Origin of the sequence: Mycobacterium heckeshornense (assembly GCF_016592155.1) — a bacterium.
GTDB classification, from domain to species: Bacteria; Actinomycetota; Actinomycetes; order Mycobacteriales; family Mycobacteriaceae; genus Mycobacterium; species Mycobacterium heckeshornense.
In genome coordinates this window covers 2,157,347-2,176,377 of the sequence record NZ_AP024237.1, presented here as the reverse complement: position 1 = coordinate 2,176,377, position 19,031 = coordinate 2,157,347, and the positions used below count along the sequence as shown (strand labels likewise).

The window sequence follows — 19,031 nt, the reverse complement described above, 5'->3', positions numbered from 1 at the left end:
CGGGTCCTGCTTCACCGGATGTAACCGTAGCTCGGCGCCAGCCTACCCGGCGTCAACTGCGACGACGCCGCGCCGGACGTCGTCGATCGCCCGCCTGGCGGTGGCCTGCAGCTCAGGTTCGCGGGCGGCGTTGCGCACCTGGTCTAACAGGTCCAGCACCTGCCGGCACCAGCGCACGAAATCCCCCGCCGACACACCCGTACCTGACTCGTCGGCCGCCAACAGCGCAGCGGTGAGGTCGCCGGTGCTGGCCCAGCGATAGATGGCGGTGACGAAGCCCTCGTCAGGTTCGCGGCTCAGGCTGATGCGATGCCGCTGCTCGTCGGCGCGCAGGTCTGTCGACAACTGACGGGTGCGAGCCAGCGCGCGCCGCAACGGCGCGGTCGGCGCGTCCGCGTGCTGCGGCGGGCCGGCGCCCTCGTTGCCTCGTGACTCGTAGAGCACCGCCGACAGCACCGCCGCTAACTCCGCGGGCCGCAGACCCGTCCACGCGCCGGTGCGCAGACATTCGGCGACCAAAAGGTCGCTCTCGCTGTAGATTCGGGCCAGCAGCCGGCCGTCGTCGGTGACCTGTGGATCGCCGTTGAGCATGCGGATGAAGCCGCGCTCGGTGAGCAGCCCGACAATCCGGTCGAAGGTGCGGGCCAGTGAGTTGGTGGCCGCGGCCACTTTTTGTTGCAGCGCGGCGTTGTCGCGTTCGATGCGCAGGTAGCGCTCGGCGACCCGCAGCTGGGCTTCCCGGCCGGGCGCATGGTGGGCAGGGTGGCGGCGCAGCTGCTCGCGCAGGGACATCAGCTCCGGGTCGCCAGACGCACCGTCGTCGCTGTCCCGGCGGGGGCTGCGCTTGCCGCGCGCGGGCTGAGCGGCCAGACCCGCGGCGGCCGAGCGCAGCGCCGACGCCAAATCGCGGCGCACCCGGGGCTGACGGTGTTCGACCCGCTTGGGCAATGTCATCGACCCGACGGGCGCGGATGCGCCCGGGTAGTTGGCCGACGAAATACGGCCCGCCCAGCGGTGTTCGGTGAGCACCAGCGGCCGCGGATCGGAGCTGTCGCGGTCGGATTCCAGGACGACGGCCAAACCGCCGCGGCGGCCGTGCGTGATCGTGATGATGTCGCCGCGGCGCAGCGAGGCCAGCGCCTCGTTGGCCGCCTGCCGGCGCTGTGCGCGCGACGCCCGCGCCTGCGCCCGCTCCCGCTGCGAGATCCGTTCCCGCAGCCGGGCATAGTCGAGGATCGGGGCATCGTGGCCGCCCAGTTCGGCCGCGAGCTCGTCGAGCAGCCGGCGGCCCCGGTCGATGCCGCGGACGAGGCCAACCACCGAGCGGTCGGCCTGGTACTGGGCGAACGACTGCTCCAGCAACCGATGCGCCTGCTTGGGACCCATCCGGTTCACCAGGTTGATCGTCATGTTGTACGACGGTGCAAACGAGCTGCGCAGCGGGAACGTGCGGGTGGAGGCCAGCCCGGCGACCTCGGCGGGCTCCACATCCGGGTGCCAGATCACCACCGCGTGGCCCTCGACGTCGATGCCGCGCCGGCCCGCCCGGCCCGTCAACTGCGTGTACTCTCCGGGTGTCAGCGGCAGGTGCTGCTCGCCGTTGAACTTCACCAGCCGTTCCAGCACCACGGTGCGGGCCGGCATATTGATCCCCAGGGCCAGGGTCTCGGTCGCGAACACCGCCTTGACCAATCCGGCGGTGAACAGTTCTTCGACGGTGTGCCGGAACGCCGGCAACATCCCGGCGTGGTGGGCGGCCAGGCCGCGCATCAGCCCTTCCCGCCACTCGTAGTAACCGAGCACGGCGAGGTCTTCGTCGGCCAGATCGCCGCAGCGGTGATCGATGACCTCGGCGATCCGGGCCCGGTCCTTCTCGGTGGTAAGACGCAGCGGAGACCGCAGACATTGTGCGACCGCGGCGTCACACCCGGCTCGGGAGAACACGAATGTGATCGCCGGCAACAACCCTTCCCGGTCCAAAATCGCGACGACTTCCGGGCGACTGGGCGGCCGGTAGAAGCCTCGTCGGCCACCCGCTCGTTCGATGCCTCCCCGTCCTGCCTGCCGCCGGGGCCGCCAGTCGGCGAGCCGGGTTGCCTCACGGCGATGGGCGATGTGGCGCACCAGACTCGGCGACACTCGGAGCTGGTCGGCGTCGCCGTCATAGTCGAACAGGTCGAACAGGCGCTTGCCGACCAGCATGTGCTGCCACAGCGGCACCGGCCGATGCTCGTCGACCACCACGGTGGTGTCGCCGCGCACGGTTTGGATCCAGCCGCCGAACTCCTCGGCGTTGCTTACCGTCGCCGACAGGCTCACCAGCCGCACCTCGTCGGGCAGATTCAGGATCACCTCTTCCCACACCGGGCCGCGCATCCGGTCGGCGAGGAAATGCACCTCGTCCATCACGACATACGAAAGCCCTTGCAGCACAGGAGAGTCCGCGTAGAGCATGTTGCGCAGCACCTCGGTAGTCATCACCACCACCGGCGCGTTGGCGTTGACCGACAGGTCCCCGGTCAGCAACCCGATGCGATCTCGGCCGTAGCGTGCGGTCAGATCGGTGTGCTTTTGGTTGCTCAGGGCTTTCAGCGGCGTGGTGTAAAAGCATTTGCCGCCGGTGGCCAGCGCTAAATGCACGGCGAACTCGCCGACCACCGTCTTGCCTGCCCCGGTCGGCGCGCACACCAGCACGCCGTGGCCATGCTCGAGCGCTGTACAGGCCCGCTGCTGAAAGTCATCCAGCGCAAACGGCAGCTCGGCGGCGAATCGGTCCAGCTGTGTGGGGGCGTTCACGGCGTCGCCGAGTGGCGCGAGCGGGCAAAGATGTCCGCGACAGCCGGCGTGTCGGCGTACGCACACGCCCGCTCGCCGGTTCGGGGGTCAGGTGATGTCGTCATGAGGTGTGGAAATGCGCGACGGTTCCGGTATCGGCGACGGCGGTTCAACGGGTGCTGCTTGGTCGTCCGGAATCATGGCTTCGCGCTTGGCTTTTCGCTTGTCATGTAGCCGGGCGATCTGAATTGCCAGCTCCAGCAGCAGGGTCAGGGCCAGCCCGAGCGCGATCATCGAAAACGGATCCGACCCCGGCGTGAACACCGCCGCGAACACGAACATCGCGAAGATCAGGCCGCGCCGCCACGACTTCAGCCGGGCATAACTGAGTACGCCGGCCAGGTTCAGCATGACGATCAGCAACGGGAATTCGAAGCTGACGCCGAAAACCAGCAGCAGGTTGATCAAAAACCCGAAATAGCGGTCGCCGGACAACGCGGTCACCTGCACGTCGCTGCCGACGGTCAGCAGGAACCGCAACGCCTTGGACAACACCAGATAGGCCAGTACCGCCCCGGCCACGAACAGGACCGCCGCCGGAATCACGAACGCGATCGCAAAGCGGCGCTCCTTTTTGTACAACCCCGGGGTGATAAACGCCCACAACTGGTACAGCCACATCGGGCAGGCCAGCACCAGCCCCGCGGTCAGCCCCACCTTGAGCCGCAGCATGAACTGGTCGAACGGCGCGGTGGCCAGCAACCGGCATTGTCCGTCGGCGCTGATTTGGGCCCGCGCCGAGGCGGGCAGCGCACAGTACGGCCCCCGCAACCACTCGCCCAGGCTTTCCAGCCCGAAAAACGAGTGCGAATACCAGATAAACCCGACCGCAGTCGTGCATGCGATGGTGGCCAGCGAGATCAGCAGCCGGGTGCGCAACTCGGTGAGATGCTCCACCAGCGACATCGTCGCGTCGGGGTTGGTGCGGCTGCGACGCAGCCGCGGATCAAGGCGCCGCAAAATTCGGGTAGTGCGCACGACGGTGAGTCAGTGCCGCTCAGGGCACCGCAACGACGATGCCGGGCTAAGCCGACTGCCCGCCGGCGGTCGGCGGGTCGACCCGCTCAGACTGCACCGGAGTGGTCGGCGCGGCGGGAGTGGCAGGCTTATCCGGCTTGCTCTCGCTTTGCAGTTCACGGACTTCTGACTTGAAGATACGCAACGATTTGCCCAGCGAACGTGCCGCGTCGGGGAGCCTCTTGGCGCCGAACAGCAGGACCACCACGACGGCAAGGATCGCCCAGTGCCACGGACTTAGACTGCCCAATTTGGTTACCTCCAGACGTCCACCCGATGCTACCGCAGCTGGCGGGCCTGCTATCCGGACCGCGCCGCGGCCAGGTACGCGTCCAGCGCCGCCGCGGCGGCGTCGCGCACCCGCTGGGCCAGGGAGTCGGGCGCCACTATTCGTACCGCTGACCCGAAGCCCAGCACCAGGCGGCTCATCCAATCCTCGGAGGCATACGTCATCGCCGCCTCGAAGTGGCCGTCGGGCAGCTCGCGCAGCAGGCGCATCGGGTAGTACTCGAACATCCACGACGCCGACGGCGCCACCCGCAGCGTGGCCGACGGAAGCGCCGGGTCGGCGTCGAACAGTGAGGTGTCCGGCGGTGATTGGACCGCGGGTTCGGGGGGCGCGGACGGCTCGTCGAGCACTCGGGCCTCGACGATGCGGTCGAACCGGAACAGCCGCACCCCTTGAGCCTCCCGGGACCAGGCCTCCAGGTAGCTGTGGTCGCCGATCAACAGCACCCGGATCGGGTCGACGATCCGGCTGGACAGCGTGTCGCGGGAGGCGGAGTAGTAGTCGATGGCCAGCGCGCAGTTGCGGCGTACCGCGGTGCGAACCGCGGCCGCGGCCTCGCTTTCGGCCGGCGCCGGCTCCTCGACCGCCGCTGCATGGGTGCCGTGCGCGGCGGTGCCGGCGGCCGATTCGATTTTCGCGATCGCACTGCGCGCGGCCTCCGGATCCACCAGGCCGGGGACGTCGGCCAGTGCGCGCAGCGCCACCAGGAGGCCGGTGGCCTCCGGGGAAGTCAGTTGCAGCGGCCGGTCGATGCCTGCCGAGAACGTCACTTCGATTGTGTCGCCGCAGAATTCGAAGTCAATCAGGTCACCGGGTCCGTAACCCGGTAGCCCGCACAACCACAATTGATTGATGTCTTCTTCCAGTTGTTTGACGGTGACGCCGAGGTCGGCTGCCGCCTTGGCGCGGGTGACCCGCGGATTGGCCTGGAAATAGGGGACCATGTTCAGCAACCGCACCAGGCGGGTAGATACGGCTGTCATCGGCGCCGCTCCTCCTCATCGCGTCGCTCTGCATCGTCGCCGGCGCGCGTCATCGGCGCCGCTCCTCCTCATCGCGTCGCTCTGCATCGTCGCCGGCGCGCGTCATCGGCGCCGCTCCTCCTCATCGCGTCGCTCTGCATCGTCGCCGGCGCGCGTCATCGGCGCCGCTCCTCCTCATCGCGTCGCTCTGCATCGTCGCCGGCGCGCGTCATCGGCGCCGCTCCTCCTCATCGCGTCGCTCTGCATCGTCGCCGGCGCGCGTCATCGGCGCCGCTCCTCCTCATCGCGTCGCTCTGCATCGTCGCCGGCGCGCGTCACCGGCGCCGCTCCTCGCCGAACGGCCTGGGCCTGCAGGCGGGCCAGTACGTCGTCTCGCAGCGACGCCGGCGCGAGGACGACCGCGTCAGCACCGTAGCCGGTGATCTCACGCGCGAGTCGGTCGCTGGATCCGATGTCGAGTTTGATCACCTCGCCGTCACGGCCCCCCAATCGCCGTGGCCCCAGGGATTTGCCGGCACGCCGCAACGCCATGGCGCGCCCGTCGGCCACCCACACTTGCGCCTGCGCACCGGTCATTGGTTCGGCCACGGTCTCGGCAACGATCTTGCGCAGGTCGACACCCTCAGGCCGAACGACGACGCCGACCGGACCGATCGGCTTCACCTCGGCACCTATCCGGGACAGCCGGAACACGCGGGTGGCGTCGCGGTCGCGGTCATGCCCGACCAGATACCAGCGGCCCTTCTGCGTCACCACCCCCCACGGTTCGACGGTGCGGGGGGTGTAGGGCTCGCTGCGCGACGGCCGGTGCGGAAACTGCACGGCCTGCCCGGCCTCGATGGCCGCCAACAGCACCCCCAGCACGTTCTCCGAACCGCGCAGGCCCGGCAGCCCGGTGGTCGAGGCAATCACGACCGGGGCGTCGGGGTCGACGTCCACTCCGGCCGCACGCAGTTTGAGCAACGCACCCTGGGTTGCGGTGATCAGTTCCGGCGACTCCCACAACCGGGTTGCCACCGCCACCGCGGCGGCCTCCTCAGGGGTCAACTCGACGGTAGGTAGCGCGTAGGCCTCGCGGTTAATGCGATAACCCTCGGTGGGGTCCAGCGCCGACACCCTGCCGGTCTCCAACGGGATGCCGAGATCACGCAATTCGCTTTTGTCGCGCTCGAACATCCGGGAGAACGCCTCGTCGCTGGGACTGTCGGAGTAGCCGGCGACCGTGGACTTGATCTTTTCGGCGGTGATGTAGCCGCGGGTGGACAGCAATGCGATGACGAGGTTCGTCAACCGTTCGACTTTGGAAGTCGCCACCCGTATCAGGGTAAGCGTTAGCTCGCTTGCCCGACGGCTCCCGACCCCGCTTCGCGGGCTGCTTTGTCGTGGCTTACATGCTGGCGATCAGCCGCTTGACCCGCTCGTCGACCGAGCGGAATGGGTCCTTGCACAACACGGTGCGCTGGGCCTGGTCGTTGAGCTTGAGATGCACCCAGTCCACGGTAAAGTCGCGCCCGGCCGCCTGCGCGGCGCTGATGAACTCACCGCGCAACCGGGCACGCGTGGTCTGCGGCGGCGTGTCGACGGCGTCTTCGATTTCCTCGTCGGTGGTGACGCGGGCGGCCAGACCGTTGCGTTGCAGCAGGTCGAATACGCCGCGGCCACGCTTGATGTCGTGATAGGCGAGGTCCAGCTGGGCGATCTTGGGGTCGGACAGCTCGATGTCGTAGCGGTCCTGATAACGCTGGAACAGCTTGCGTTTGATTACCCAGTCGATTTCGGTGTCCACCTTGGCGAAGTCCTGGCTTTCAACGGCGTCGAGCTGACGCCCCCACAGGTCGACGACCTGCTCGATCTGGGCGTTGGGCTCCCGGGTCTGCAAATGCTCGACGGCGCGCGTGTAGTACTCGCGCTGGATGTCCAGCGCACTGGCCTGCCGCCCGCCGGCCAGCCGCACCGGGCGCCGACCGGTGATGTCGTGGCTGACCTCGCGGATCGCGCGGATGGGGTTGTCGAGCGAGAAGTCGCGGAACGCCACCCCGGCTTCGATCATCTCCAACACCAGCGCCGCGGTGCCGACCTTGAGCATGGTGGTGGTTTCACACATATTGGAGTCGCCGACGATGACATGCAGCCGTCGGTACTTCTCGGCGTCGGCGTGCGGCTCGTCACGGGTATTGATGATCGGACGGCTGCGAGTGGTCGCACTGGACACGCCTTCCCAGATGTGCTCGGCGCGCTGGGACAGGCAAAACGTCGCGGCCTTAGGGGTTTGCAGCACCTTGCCGGCCCCACAGATGAGCTGGCGGGTGACCAGGAACGGCAACAGCACGTCGGAGATCCGGGAGAACTCGCCGGCCCGCACGATCAGGTAGTTCTCGTGGCATCCGTAGGAGTTGCCGGCCGAATCGGTGTTGTTTTTGAACAGGTAGATGTCGCCGCCGATGCCCTCGTCGGCGAGCCGCTGCTCGGCGTCGATGAGCAGGTCTTCCAGCACCCGTTCGCCGGCGCGGTCATGGGTGACCAGCTGCACCAGGCTGTCGCATTCGGCGGTGGCGTACTCGGGATGGCTGCCGACGTCGAGGTAGAGTCGGGCGCCATTGCGCAAAAACACGTTGGAGCTGCGGCCCCACGACACCACCCTGCGAAATAGGTACCGGGCCACCTCGTCCGGGGATAGACGCCGGTGGCCGTGAAACGTGCAGGTGACACCGAATTCGGTCTCGATGCCCATGATTCGCCGCTGCACGATTCGAGCGTACTGGTTAAATGGGCAACTCGTGGGCAGGCCCGCTGTGGATGATGTCCGCGGTCGGCCGCGCTGGCGTGCCAGGGTGAGGCATGCGAGCAGCACAGGCAGGGGTCGCGCAGCTACGCGCGCACGCCGACGACTTCCGCAGATTGGCCGAGAAGCTGGACGCAATGCGGCTCAGCGATGCGGCCTCGGACACCGAGCTGATGCGTCGGCTCATTGGAGACTGCCGGTCGTGGTCGCAGACGCTGCGCAGCGCATCGTCGTACCGCGAATGCGTGATCTGGTGGTATCGACGCCGCCGCATCACGCACGATGGCATGACACCTCCGGACGCGCGCCCGCCGTTCGACCGACTCACCGAGGTCAAGGCACGCCTTACCGGCAACCGGTAATCACTCGGGTAGAGTTGATACGACCCGATCAAGCGAGCTTGCTCATCTGAGAGGTCCTCATTAGTCCAGTGGACAGACCCAGGGTCGCGGAGTACTCGCGGCCTGACCACGTTATCGCACATATCAGCGACACCCACTTGATGGCCGGCGACGGCGAACTGTACGGGGACGTCGACGCAGACGCGCGATTGGCTGAGTTGCTGCTGCGGCTTGAAGCCTCCCAAACTCGGCCGGACGCACTGATCTTCACCGGTGACCTCGCCGACACGGGTCAACCCGGTGCCTACCTCAAATTGCGCGAACTCGTCGAGCCATTAGCCGATCGTCTTGGCGCCCAGATCATTTGGGTGATGGGCAACCATGACAACCGGGCATCGCTGCGCGAACATCTGCTGCGCGAGACCCCAACCATGACGCCGATGGACCGGGTGCACGACGTCGCGGGCTTGCGTGTGATCGTGTTGGACACATCGGTTCCCGGCCATCACCACGGGCAGGTCGCGCCGGATCAGCTACGATGGCTGGCCGATCAACTGGCCGAACCTGCTCCCTTCGGCACCATGCTGGCGATGCACCACCCCCCGATTCCCTGCGTGCAGGATCTGGCCGTCATGGTGGAGCTGCGCGATCAAGCCGCACTGGCCGACGTGCTTCGCGGCAGCGATGTGCGCAGCATTCTTGCCGGGCACCTGCACTATTCCACCACAGCAACTTTCGCCGGCATCCCGGTGTCGGTGGCCTCGGCCAGCTGTTACACCCAAGATCTGCTGACGCCCGGAACCCGTGGCCGTGACGGTGCGCAGGCGTTCAACCTCGTGCACTGTTACCCAGATACGGTGGTGCACACTGTCATTCCGCTGGTCGCCGGAGCAACAGTGGGACGGTTCGTTTCTCCGGACGCCGTCCGCCGTCAGCTGGCCGACGCCCAGGTAAGCATCCTGCCGGCCACCCGGATACCACGCATCGCCCCGCAATTGGCGCGTCGCGAGTGATTCCCAGCGGGCGGGGTCCAGCGCGCCCGCCCGCTGGGAGGTCTTACTCGTCGGCGGCCGCTCGTTCCCACGGCGCCGGCACCGGGAAGTAGCGTTCGAGGAACTCGCCAACGACCTGTGCCCGCTCTTCGGCGCTGACCTCTGGGAAGCTGCCGTCGTTGAGACAGAAGAAGTCAAACTTGCGCTTCTTCAACAGTTTCGGCAGTTTCGCCAGCCCCGACCGCAACGTGGTGTCGACGTAGAGGACCTTGGCCGCCTCGTTTTGAACCGCGCGCCCGGTCATCAACGCGTAGTAGTGGTACAGCGAATTGGTTACCGAGATGTCGGTGCTGGAACGGAAGCGGCTTGCCTGAGTGCGGGCGAAGTCGGCCGCAAACTCGCGCTCGAGTTCAAACAGCACGCTCTTGCGCAACGGGACAGCCGTGTGCTCCAAGTGCCGGGTGATGATCTTGCCGAACCTGTCCCACAGCAGTTGGCGGTTGACCCGTGCCGCGTTCTCGTAACCGCTGCGCTCCGGGTGGTTGCCACCGAGCCCGATTCGCGTAGGCGCTTCGATGAATTTAGTGACGCCACCCGGGGAGAAGAACATCGCCGGCGAAACCGCTCGGCCGAAGAACATGTCGTCGTTGGAGTACAGGAAATGTTCGGCCAGGCCGGGGATGTGGTGCAGTTGAGTCTCCACCGCGTGACTGTTGTACACCGGCAGCACAGAAGGGTCGGTGAAGTGTTCGTCGGCGCGCACAATGGTGATCTTTGGATGCGGCGCGAGCCACTCGGGCACCGGCGAGTCGGTCGCGATGAAAATCCGGCGCACCCACGGCGCGAAGGCATGCACCGCGCGCAGCGCATACTTCAGTTCGTCAACCTGGCGGATCCGCGCGTCGGCGTCATCGCCTTCACCGACAACATAATTCGTCATCGCCGCCGCGCGGCGCGCCCGGAACTCCGGGTCGTTGCCGTCCACCCAGGAGAAAACCATGTCGATGTCGAACGTGATGTCGCCCGCATGCGGGGTGAACATCCCGGCGATCGTCGGCCAGGTGCGGCCGTGCAATTCGACGGTGGTGTACACAACCTCGCTGAGCGCCAACGTCTTGCGGGTCAGCGAATTTTCGATCGGGCAGATGGCGTGCTGCCCGTCGAACACCCAGAACTGTAACTCCACCCCGGCGGAAGCGCCGTAACGCATGCCGGAGCGCGGACATTCGCGCCGACGAAACACGCGCAGCAGCCGCGGGTCCGAGTCCACTGAGAGCAAGCCGTCGCCGAGATACACCGAGCGGCGCCCGGTTCCGTCGAGGATCTTCGCGCGCAGCGGCGCGTCCAGGCAGGCCGCCATCAACGCGTCAGCGACCCGGGCGCGAAGGGCAATGTCAACGACGAGTGCCGGCCGCCCGTCGGCACCGCGGATGAGCAGGAACGGAATACCCGCCCGCTCAAGCTCGCCGCGGATGAACAGCAAGTCCTGGCGCATCGCCTCATACGGAGTCAGGCGCAACCCATCGGCTGAACCGGCGACGCGAACGTCGATCATGCTGGTCATGGGAACACCTGCCTTCCGTACTCGATGTCGGTCATTTCGTGCACACAGAGGGGCACCGCAAACGCGGTCGAGCGGCGACATCGCCCTCACACGTTGAGCTTTGGCACTGGCCGACGTATCCCCGCAGCGCCGGGAAAGCCACTTGGGACCACCCCTTAAGCCGGGGAGATCTGTCCTGATCTTGGGCGTCTCTCGACGTCGTCAGATCAGTGGCCTATGTTCGTCCAGAAGCCTCGCCTAACGAGGTGCTTCCGCAAGGTAGCACCGATTTGAACTCTCGGCAACAAGGGCTCCGGGCCAAAGCCGTTGATGTCGTTCGCGTCCCGCGGCCGACGAGCTCGCCGCTTGGCTACCGGGAGGTTCAAGCCGGGGTGCGCTGCGCCGCCAGCCGCAGCCGCACCGCCATCAAGATCACACCGAGCGCGTTTGCGCCGGGGATGTTGCAGTGCTCGTCGCACCTGCACGATCCCCAGACCTGGTCATGCCAGGTGTTGCCTTCCACCAGCAGAACGCCCTGGGTCTCCAGCAGCCGGCGCGCCAGGTCGGGATTGTTGCCGAACTTCGCCGTGACCACCTCTTCCATCGCCGCGAACTTGCCGCCGGCTTCCCAGCCCTCGACCAAGGGCGCGGCACGGCCGATCTGCTTGGCGCGGGCCGGATCGTCGGTATTGCGGATCGCGGCCACCGCAGCCGGGTCTCGTGTCTTCGCGGCCGCGAAGGCGTGCTCGCTGGTCGGGTACAGCCAACCACGATGCGGCGTCGGTGCGGGCGCGAAGTTCGACAAGAACAGATACTCTCCCGCGAAGGTGTCGATCACCGGGATATGCAGCTCGCTCATCAGGCGACCTCCGCAGCTTGCCATCCTGTCCTGTCGGCCAAGCCACGCGGTGGCCGGCTTACTTCGACGACCTGCCGCCGGCCGAGCCCTCGGCTTCGGGTAGCAGCGCCTCCAGCGCGGTGCCGGTGATTCGCCGAAAGGCCCGCCGCGGCCGGTTCTGGTCAAGGATCGCCACCTCGAGGGTGGACACGCCGAGGGCCGGCTGATCACCGGCGCCATTGCCACTGCCCGCCCGCAGTGCCTCGACAGCGATGCGCACCGCGGTGCTCAAGTCGGCGTTTTCGGTGTAGGACTCCTTCAGCGCGTTGACGATCGGCTCGGTGGTGCCGCCCATGACCACGTAGTGCGGCTCGTCGTTGATCGACCCGTCGTAGGTGATGCGGTACATCTCCGGGGGCTTGGTCTCGCCGTAGTGCGCCACCTCGGCTACGCACAGCTCGACCTCGTAGGGCTTGGCCTGCTCGGTGAAGATGGTGCCCAGGGTCTGCGCGTAGACGTTGGCCAGCTGTCGGCCGGTGACGTCGCGCCGGTCGTAGGCATAGCCGCGGGTATCGGCGAACTGGATGCCGCCCCGGCGCAAGTTGTCAAACTCGTTGAACTTGCCGGCAGCCGCAAAACCCACCCGGTCATAGAGCTCGCTGATCTTCTGCAGCGATCGTGACGGGTTCTCGGCGACGAATAGCACCCCCCCGGCGTAGGCCAGCGCCACCACGCTTCGGCCGCGCGCGATGCCCTTGCGGGCGAGCTCGCTGCGCTCGCGCATCGCCTGCTCGGGTGAAATGAAATACGGGAAGCTCACTTCTCGCTCCGTGGCGCCTCTGCGTCGGGCCCGAAAGTGTCAGCACGCGAACGACTTTCGATGACCTCTCGGGCCAGCTCGGCAATGCGCTGCTCGGGCACCTCGATGGCACCCTCGGCGCCGATTGTGACCGCAGTCGGGTAGATACCGCGAACCAGATCCGGTCCCCCAGTAGCCGAATCGTCATCGGCGGCGTCATAGAGCGCTTCCACCGCCACCCGAAGCGCGGAATCGGGGTCGGTCACCTGGGAGTAGAGTTTCTTGATCGACGACTTGGCGAAGATCGCCCCCGAGCCCACCGCTTGGTAGCCCTCCTCCTCAAAGTTCCAGCCACCGGCGGCGTCGAACGACACGATACGGCCAGCTTTCTGCGGATCCGGGTCATCGATGTCGAGGCCGGCCAGCAACGGCAGCGCCACCAGCCCCTGCATGGCGGCACCGAGGTTGTTGCGCACCATGATCGCCAGCCGGTTGACCTTGCCAGCGAACGTCAGCGGCACACCCTCAAGCTTTTCGTAGTGTTCGAGTTCAACGGCGTAAAGGCGGGCGAACTCGACCGCGATCGCGGCGGTGCCGGCGATACCGGTCGCGGTGTAGTCGTCGGTGATATACACCTTCTTGATGTCGCGCCCGGCGATCATGTTGCCTTGCGTCGACCGTCGGTCACCGGCCATCACGACGCCGCCTGGGTATTTGAGGGCGACGATCGTGGTGCCGTGGCGCAGCTGGCCACCGGCGGCCCCGCCAGACTCGGCGGCGCCGCCGGCGCACACCGGCAACAACTCAGGCGCCTGCCGACGCAGGAAGTCGGCAAACGAGGACAGATCTACGGGACTGGATGGGACTCCGGGAAGTGCTGAGTTAGTGGCCAGGCGATCGCGGAACGGCCAGGTCACTGTCCGCCCTTTTGGACGTACGCGCGCACGAAGTCCTCGGCGTTCTCCTCGAGAACGTCGTCGATCTCGTCGAGCAGATCGTCGGTTTCCTCGGTCAGCTTTTCGCGACGCTCCTGGCCCGCGGCGTTGCTGCCGGTGAAGTCGTCGTCATCGCCGCCGCCACCGCCACGCTTGGTCTGCTCTTGAGCCATCGCTGCCTCCTGCTTCGTCAATCGGCGGCGCGTCACGCGTCCGCCGGTCTCTCTACCCTACCGGTCCACACCGACCTTTCCCCGGGCTTAAGTTCGATTGTCCGGCTTCTCCCCAGGCCTTGCAGGCCTGCATCGTCGCCGGACGGCAAGCTCACGTCGTCAGTTGTTCCACTAGTTCGACGGCACTGTCGACCGAATCCAGCAACGCCCCGACATGGGCTTTGCTGCCGCGTAGCGGCTCTAACGTCGGAATCCGCACCAGAGAGTCGCCACCCAAGTCGAATATCACCGAGTCCCAGCTGGCGGCGGCGATGTCGGCGCCGAACCGCCGGAGGCATTCACCACGGAAGTAGGCCCGGGTGTCGGTCGGCGGGTTGTCCACCGCGCTGAGCACCTGCTGCTCGGTGACCAGACGCCGCATCGACCCGCGGGCGACCAGCCGGTTGTACAGGCCCTTGTCCAGCCGGACGTCGGAGTATTGCAGGTCGACCAGATGCAGTCGTGGTGCCGACCAGCTCAGCTTCTCCCGCTGGCGGAACCCATCGAGGATTCGCAATTTGGCCGGCCAGTCCAGCAGCTCGGCGCACTCCATCGGATCGCGCTCGAGCAGGTCAAGCACGTGGGCCCAGGTTTCCACGATGTCGTTGGCGCGCGGGTCCGGGTCACGGGAGTCGACGAGCTTGGCCACCCGGTCCAGGTAAATCCGTTGCAACGCAAGCCCCGTCAGTTCCCGGCCGTCGGCCAGCGCGACCGTGGCACGCAACGAGGGGTCGCGGCTGATGGTGTGCACGGCGTGCACCGGCCGCGCCAGCGCCAGATCGCTTAAGTCGATGCCCTCCTCGATCAGGTCGAGCACCAGCGCCGTAGCACCCAGTTTGAGATAGGTCGACGTCTCCGCGAGATTGGCGTCGCCAATGATGACGTGCAGCCGACGGTACCGGTCGGCGTCGGCGTGCGGCTCGTCGCGGGTGTTGATGATGCCGCGCTTGAGCGTGGTCTCCAGGCCGACCTCGACCTCGATGTAGTCGGCCCGCTGGGACAGCTGAAATCCGGGTTCGTCGCCGGCGGGGCCGATGCCCACCCGGCCCTGGCCGGTGACCACCTGGCGGGACACCAGAAACGGGGTCAGGCCGACGATGATGGCCGAGAACGGGGTCTGGCGGCTCATCAGGTAGTTTTCGTGCGACCCGTAGGAGGCACCCTTGCCGTCGACGTTGTTTTTGTACAGCTGCAGCTTCACCGCCCCGGGCACGCTGGCGACATGGCGCGCGGCCGCTTCCATTACCCGCTCGCCGGCCTTGTCCCAGATCACCGCGTCGAGCGGGTCGGTGCATTCAGGCGCCGAGTATTCCGGGTGGGCGTGATCGACGTAGAGTCGCGCGCCGTTGGTCAGGATCATGTTGGCCGCGCCGACCTCGTCGGCGTCGACCACCGGCGGCGGACCGGCCGAGCGGCTCAGGTCGAATCCGCGGGCGTCGCGCAGCGGGGATTCCACCTCGTAGTCCCAGCGGGTGCGTTTAGCGCGCTGAAGGCCCGCCGCGGCGGCGTAGGCCAGCACCGCCTGGGTGGAGGTCAGGATCGGGTTCGCGGTCGGGTCCGACGGCGAGGAAATGCCGTACTCGACCTCGGTCCCGATAATCCGTTGCATGCCACAAGCCTAGGTGAGCCGCCGCCGTGTGCCGGCGCAAGCGTGCGCGGTGACGTTTGCCTGGTTGCGGAGTCCGCCTCGGGGCGGCGACAACCGCCGATGCGGCCTGATCCGGCGCGCAAGCCGCACAATCGTCCTTGTCGAGGTGCAGAATTGCCCGGTCAGTGGTTAACTTCGCCCTGTGTCCGCCCCCGAACCGAACGTGGCAGCCCAGCATCGACAGACCGGCGTGTCCGGGAAGCGTTACGGCGAAGTGCTCCTGGTGACCCCCGGCGAAGCGGGTCCGCAGGCCAGCGTCTACAGCACTTACCCGCTTAACGACTGTCCCGCCGACTTATGGTCGGCGCTGGACCCGCAGGCCATCGCGACCGAAAACGGCGCCGCCACAGTCCTGCTCAACGGGCCGCGCTACTGGCTGATGAACGCCATCGAAAAGACGCAGCAGGTTCCGCGGCTGATCAAGACCTTCGGCGGAATCGAGATGCAGCTGCAAGCCACCGTGTTGCTGACAGCGGTGAACCCGGCGCCCTACACCGCAAACCAAGTCAACCGCCACACCGTTTTCACCTTTGACGCCGGCGAAGAGGTCTACGAGCTGCACGACCCCGCTTTCCGATGCTGGGTGATGCAGACCTGGAGCCAGATGGTTGATTCCAACCTGTCGCGAGCTGACCTGCCCAAGCTCGGCGAGCGGCTCAACTTGCCCGACGGATGGACCTACCAGTCGAGGGTGCTGGACAGCCCGTTGCGCATCGACACCACCACCCATGCCGCGCAGGTTCTGCAAGACGACCTGAAGAACAGCTATTCGCTGGTAAGCGGCTGAGCCCGCGACTACAGGTACTGGCCCAGGTTGGATTCGGTGTCGATGGCTCGCGACGCGCTCGAGCTCTTGCCGGTGACCAGGGTGCGGATGTAGACGATCCGCTCGCCCTTCTTGCCCGAGATCCGCGCCCAGTCATCGGGGTTGGTGGTGTTGGGCAGGTCCTCGTTCTCGGCGAACTCGTCGGCGATGGAGTCGAGCAGATGCTGGATCCGCAGCCCGGGCTGGCCGGTCTCCAGCACCGATTTGATCGCGTTCTTCTTCGCCCGGTCGACGACGTTCTGGATCATCGCCCCGGAGTTGAAGTCCTTGAAGTACATGACTTCTTTGTCGCCGTTGGCGTAGGTGACCTCCAGGAACCGGTTTTCGTCGATCTCGGCGTACATCCGGTCGACGACCTTCTCGATCATCCCCTTGATGCACGCTGCGCGATCGCCGCCGAACTCGGCGAGGTCGTCGGCGTGCACCGGCAGATCCTCGGTGAGGTACTTGGAAAAGATGTCCTGCGCCGCCTCGGCATCCGGACGCTCGATCTTGATCTTCACGTCGAGGCGCCCCGGCCGCAGGATCGCCGGGTCGATCATGTCCTCGCGGTTGGAGGCACCGATCACGATGACGTTCTCCAGCCCCTCCACGCCGTCGATCTCGCTCAGCAGCTGGGGCACCACGGTCGTCTCCACGTCCGAGGAGACCCCGGTGCCGCGGGTGCGGAAGATCGAGTCCATCTCGTCGAAGAACACGATGACCGGGGTGCCCTCCGAGGCCTTCTCGCGGGCGCGCTGGAAGATCAGCCGGATGTGACGCTCGGTCTCGCCGACGAACTTGTTGAGCAGCTCCGGGCCCTTGATGTTGAGGAAGTACGACTTCGCCTCCTTGGCGTCGTCGCCGCGGACCTCGGCCATCTTCTTGGCCAGCGAGTTGGCCACCGCCTTGGCGATCAGCGTCTTGCCGCAGCCGGGCGGGCCGTAGAGCAACACGCCCTTGGGCGGGCGCAGCGCGTATTCCTTGTAGAGCTCCTTGTGCAGGAACGGCAGCTCGACCGCGTCGCGGATCTGCTCGATCTGCCGGCTCAGCCCGCCGATGTCGTCGTAGCTGACATCGGGCACCTCTTCGAGCACCAGGTCTTCGACCTCCGCCTTGGGGATGCGCTCGAATGCATACCCCGCCTTGGTGTCGACCAGCAAGGAGTCACCGGGACGCAGCTTGCGGGGGCGGGTGTCGTCGTTGAGCGCTTCGGGGACACCGTCGGGCAGGTTCTCGGCCACCAGCGGCTCGGCCAGCCAGACGATGCGTTCCTCGTCGGCGTGGCCGACGACCAGCGCCCGGTGCCCGTCGGCGAGAATTTCACGCAATGTGGAAATTTCGCCGACCGATTCGAAATTGCCGGCCTCGACGACGGTCAGGGCCTCATTTAGCCGAACGGTTTGCCCCTTCTTAAGTGACTTGACGTCAATATTCGGTGAGCACGTCAGGCGCATTTTGCGGCCGGAGGTGAACACGTCGACGGTGTTGTCGTCGTGTGTGGACAGCAGCACACCGTAACCGCTGGGCGGCTGCCCGAGCCGGTCGACTTCCTCGCGGAGAGCCAACAGCTGCTGGCGTGCCTCCTTCAGGGTTTCCATCAATTTGGAGTTACGGGCGGCGAGGGAGTCGATCCGCGCCTCCAGCTGGTGCACATCGCGGGCACCACGGACTGACCCCTGCTGTCCGACGGCGTTTTCGAGTTGCTCCCGGAGCAGGGCGGCCTCGCGTCGCAGCTCTTCTAACTCTGCGGCGTCGTCGCTGGACATCGGGGGTCCGAACGTTTCACGCTCTGAGTCACCCATGTTGAGCTCCTTTCGCGCGCCGGATGTTGGCGCGGCGGATACTTCAACGCTACCGGCGATTCGGCATTCGTGCGGGGATCAAAATTCAACACATAAGTACCATTGGTAACCTTCGCACTGAATCGGGCCGATCGAAAGGACATCCGAGACCGTGAAATCCCTAGCCACAGGCTTGCTCACCGTCGCTGCAGTCGGCGCGGCCGCAGCCGGTGTGACGTCACTTGCATCCGAGGCCGTGTCCCCTCCGCACGTGCAGCCGGTGGTCTTCGGTGCGCCGCTGCCGCTGGATCCGGCGGCGGACGTACCAACTCCCGACCAGCTGATCAACGTTCTCAACGGACTGCAGAATCCCAACATTCCGTTTGCCAGCAAGAGCTATCTGGTTGAAGGCGGTGTCGGCGGGGTCGAGGGCCGCATCGCCGACCGGCAGCTGCAAAAAGCCGCGCGAAACGGCTCGCTCCCGCTGACGTTCAATGTGGCGAACATCACGCCGGCCGGTCCCGGTGCGGCGTCGGCGGACATCACGGCCTCGGGTCCGAATCTTGCGCCCACCACGCAGAACATCACGTTCGTCAACCAGGGCGGCTGGAAGCTGTCCCGCGGTTCAGCGATGTCGCTGCTGCAGGCCGTGCAGGCGGCCGGCTGACCGCTCCTGGATGGGATGCCCAGGCAGCTGGCCACCGTGTTGAGCGCCGCCACCGTTGTGGCGGCGCTCGGGCTATCCGGGTGCGCACACGGCGAACGCGGTTCTGCCCCGTCGTCACCGGCCGCGCGGTCGTCGCAGCCCGCGGCCCCTCCAGCGACGCCTGCCCAGGTCGCGCCGCTGCCCCCGCCGGAGGCCCTCACCGACGTGCTCTACCGGCTGGCCGACCCGGCGGTGCCCGGCGATCAGAAGCTCAGCCTGGTCGAAAGCGCGACCCCGGACAACGCCGCCGCCCTGGACCGATTCCCCACCGCGTTGATCGACGGCGGCTATGCGCCCGTGACCTTCAACGCAACCGACATCTCCTGGTCGGACAAGCATCCCGCCGACGTGGTGGCCACCGTCAACGTCACCTCACCGAAGCGGGACACTGCCGGGTTTTCGTTCCCGATGGAGTTCAAGCCATACCAGGGCGGATGGCAGTTGTCCCAGCAGACAGCGGCAATGCTGCTGGGCTTGGGCAATTCGCCGCCCGCCACACCACCCGCGCCGACCCCGTGATCG

General features: G+C 66.6%; 18 protein-coding genes and 1 riboswitch. Of the genes, 5 read left to right on the top strand and 13 right to left on the bottom strand.

Going from position 1 to position 19,031, the window contains the following annotated elements; genetic code table 11:
- Positions 1–42: 42 nt before the first annotated feature.
- The 6 genes from MHEC_RS10460 to pafA all read right to left on the bottom strand — a co-directional run bounded on the left by MHEC_RS10460 (position 43) and on the right by pafA (position 7,870).
- The gene (locus tag MHEC_RS10460; protein WP_048892127.1) at positions 43–2,796 is read right to left on the bottom strand and encodes a DEAD/DEAH box helicase; all 2,754 of its coding nucleotides are present in this window, start codon (positions 2,794–2,796) and stop codon (positions 43–45) included.
- Positions 2,797–2,883: 87 nt separating this feature from the next.
- Positions 2,884–3,741 (bottom strand): twin-arginine translocase subunit TatC, encoded by an 858-nt coding sequence (gene tatC, locus MHEC_RS10455; RefSeq protein WP_276000378.1) that lies wholly within the window; start codon positions 3,739–3,741, stop codon positions 2,884–2,886.
- Positions 3,742–3,859: 118 nt separating this feature from the next.
- Positions 3,860–4,102 (bottom strand): Sec-independent protein translocase subunit TatA, encoded by a 243-nt coding sequence (tatA, locus tag MHEC_RS10450; RefSeq protein ID WP_048892125.1) that lies wholly within the window; start codon positions 4,100–4,102, stop codon positions 3,860–3,862.
- A gap of 50 nt (positions 4,103–4,152) precedes the next feature.
- Positions 4,153–5,124, bottom strand: coding sequence for a helix-turn-helix transcriptional regulator (locus tag MHEC_RS10445; RefSeq protein WP_048892124.1), 972 nt, complete (start codon positions 5,122–5,124; stop codon positions 4,153–4,155).
- Between the two features lie 261 nt (positions 5,125–5,385).
- The gene (locus tag MHEC_RS10435) at positions 5,386–6,438 is read right to left on the bottom strand and encodes a helix-turn-helix transcriptional regulator (RefSeq protein ID WP_235434826.1); all 1,053 of its coding nucleotides are present in this window, start codon (positions 6,436–6,438) and stop codon (positions 5,386–5,388) included.
- A 73-nt stretch (positions 6,439–6,511) separates the two neighbouring features.
- Positions 6,512–7,870 (bottom strand): Pup--protein ligase, encoded by a 1,359-nt coding sequence (pafA, locus tag MHEC_RS10430; protein WP_099869349.1) that lies wholly within the window; start codon positions 7,868–7,870, stop codon positions 6,512–6,514.
- 92 nt (positions 7,871–7,962) lie between these two features.
- Between pafA and MHEC_RS10425 the strand changes: the two genes are divergently transcribed.
- Complete coding sequence (locus MHEC_RS10425) at positions 7,963–8,268, top strand: hypothetical protein (protein WP_048892122.1); 306 nt, start codon at positions 7,963–7,965, stop codon at positions 8,266–8,268.
- Positions 8,269–8,336: 68 nt separating this feature from the next.
- The gene (locus MHEC_RS10420; protein WP_048892121.1) at positions 8,337–9,260 is read left to right on the top strand and encodes a metallophosphoesterase; all 924 of its coding nucleotides are present in this window, start codon (positions 8,337–8,339) and stop codon (positions 9,258–9,260) included.
- 43 nt (positions 9,261–9,303) lie between these two features.
- On the opposite strand, the gene MHEC_RS10415 is transcribed toward MHEC_RS10420, so the two are convergent.
- The 6 genes from MHEC_RS10415 to dop form a co-directional block, all read right to left on the bottom strand.
- Positions 9,304–10,803, bottom strand: a complete 1,500-nt coding sequence (locus MHEC_RS10415) for a stealth family protein (RefSeq protein WP_048892120.1) — start codon at positions 10,801–10,803, stop codon at positions 9,304–9,306.
- A gap of 78 nt (positions 10,804–10,881) precedes the next feature.
- Positions 10,882–11,055: riboswitch (M-box (ykoK) riboswitch) on the bottom strand.
- Positions 11,056–11,164: 109 nt separating this feature from the next.
- Complete coding sequence (locus MHEC_RS10410; protein WP_048892119.1) at positions 11,165–11,641, bottom strand: NADAR family protein; 477 nt, start codon at positions 11,639–11,641, stop codon at positions 11,165–11,167.
- A gap of 58 nt (positions 11,642–11,699) precedes the next feature.
- Positions 11,700–12,440, bottom strand: coding sequence for a proteasome subunit alpha (prcA, locus tag MHEC_RS10405; protein ID WP_048892118.1), 741 nt, complete (start codon positions 12,438–12,440; stop codon positions 11,700–11,702).
- Positions 12,437–13,336 carry a proteasome subunit beta gene (gene prcB / locus MHEC_RS10400; protein WP_048892117.1) on the bottom strand — a complete coding sequence of 300 codons (900 nt, stop codon included), beginning with the start codon at positions 13,334–13,336 and terminating at the stop codon, positions 12,437–12,439. The genes prcA and prcB overlap by 4 nt, the downstream gene beginning before the upstream one ends.
- The gene (locus MHEC_RS10395; RefSeq protein WP_003918980.1) at positions 13,333–13,527 is read right to left on the bottom strand and encodes a ubiquitin-like protein Pup; all 195 of its coding nucleotides are present in this window, start codon (positions 13,525–13,527) and stop codon (positions 13,333–13,335) included. The genes prcB and MHEC_RS10395 overlap by 4 nt, the downstream gene beginning before the upstream one ends.
- A 151-nt stretch (positions 13,528–13,678) precedes the next feature.
- Positions 13,679–15,175 (bottom strand): pup deamidase/depupylase, encoded by a 1,497-nt coding sequence (dop, locus tag MHEC_RS10390; RefSeq protein WP_048892116.1) that lies wholly within the window; start codon positions 15,173–15,175, stop codon positions 13,679–13,681.
- A gap of 202 nt (positions 15,176–15,377) precedes the next feature.
- Here dop and MHEC_RS10385 point away from each other — a divergent pair, with 202 nt between their 5' ends.
- Positions 15,378–16,001 (top strand): hypothetical protein, encoded by a 624-nt coding sequence (locus tag MHEC_RS10385; protein ID WP_048892115.1) that lies wholly within the window; start codon positions 15,378–15,380, stop codon positions 15,999–16,001.
- Between the two features lie 8 nt (positions 16,002–16,009).
- On the opposite strand, the gene arc is transcribed toward MHEC_RS10385, so the two are convergent.
- On the bottom strand, positions 16,010–17,824 hold the full coding sequence (gene arc, locus MHEC_RS10380; protein WP_048892114.1) for a proteasome ATPase: 1,815 nt from the start codon (positions 17,822–17,824) through the stop codon (positions 16,010–16,012).
- A 151-nt stretch (positions 17,825–17,975) separates the two neighbouring features.
- Between arc and MHEC_RS10375 the strand changes: the two genes are divergently transcribed.
- Positions 17,976–18,470, top strand: a complete 495-nt coding sequence (locus MHEC_RS10375; RefSeq protein WP_082169934.1) for an MTB12 family secreted protein — start codon at positions 17,976–17,978, stop codon at positions 18,468–18,470.
- 15 nt (positions 18,471–18,485) lie between these two features.
- Positions 18,486–19,028 carry a lipoprotein LppK gene (lppK, locus tag MHEC_RS10370; RefSeq protein ID WP_048892112.1) on the top strand — a complete coding sequence of 181 codons (543 nt, stop codon included), beginning with the start codon at positions 18,486–18,488 and terminating at the stop codon, positions 19,026–19,028.
- Positions 19,029–19,031: the final 3 nt, after the last annotated feature.

Coding starts and splice junctions, on each gene's coding strand:
- tatC (WP_276000378.1), bottom strand. CDS start 3,741: ATGTCGCTGGTGGAGCATCTCACCGAGTTGCGCACCCGGCTGCTGATC.
- MHEC_RS10445 (WP_048892124.1), bottom strand. CDS start 5,124: ATGACAGCCGTATCTACCCGCCTGGTGCGGTTGCTGAACATGGTCCCC.
- MHEC_RS10425 (WP_048892122.1), top strand. CDS start 7,963: ATGCGAGCAGCACAGGCAGGGGTCGCGCAGCTACGCGCGCACGCCGAC.
- MHEC_RS10415 (WP_048892120.1), bottom strand. CDS start 10,803: ATGACCAGCATGATCGACGTTCGCGTCGCCGGTTCAGCCGATGGGTTG.
- MHEC_RS10410 (WP_048892119.1), bottom strand. CDS start 11,641: ATGAGCGAGCTGCATATCCCGGTGATCGACACCTTCGCGGGAGAGTAT.
- MHEC_RS10395 (WP_003918980.1), bottom strand. CDS start 13,527: ATGGCTCAAGAGCAGACCAAGCGTGGCGGTGGCGGCGGCGATGACGAC.
- dop (WP_048892116.1), bottom strand. CDS start 15,175: ATGCAACGGATTATCGGGACCGAGGTCGAGTACGGCATTTCCTCGCCG.
- arc (WP_048892114.1), bottom strand. CDS start 17,824: ATGGGTGACTCAGAGCGTGAAACGTTCGGACCCCCGATGTCCAGCGAC.
- lppK (WP_048892112.1), top strand. CDS start 18,486: ATGCCCAGGCAGCTGGCCACCGTGTTGAGCGCCGCCACCGTTGTGGCG.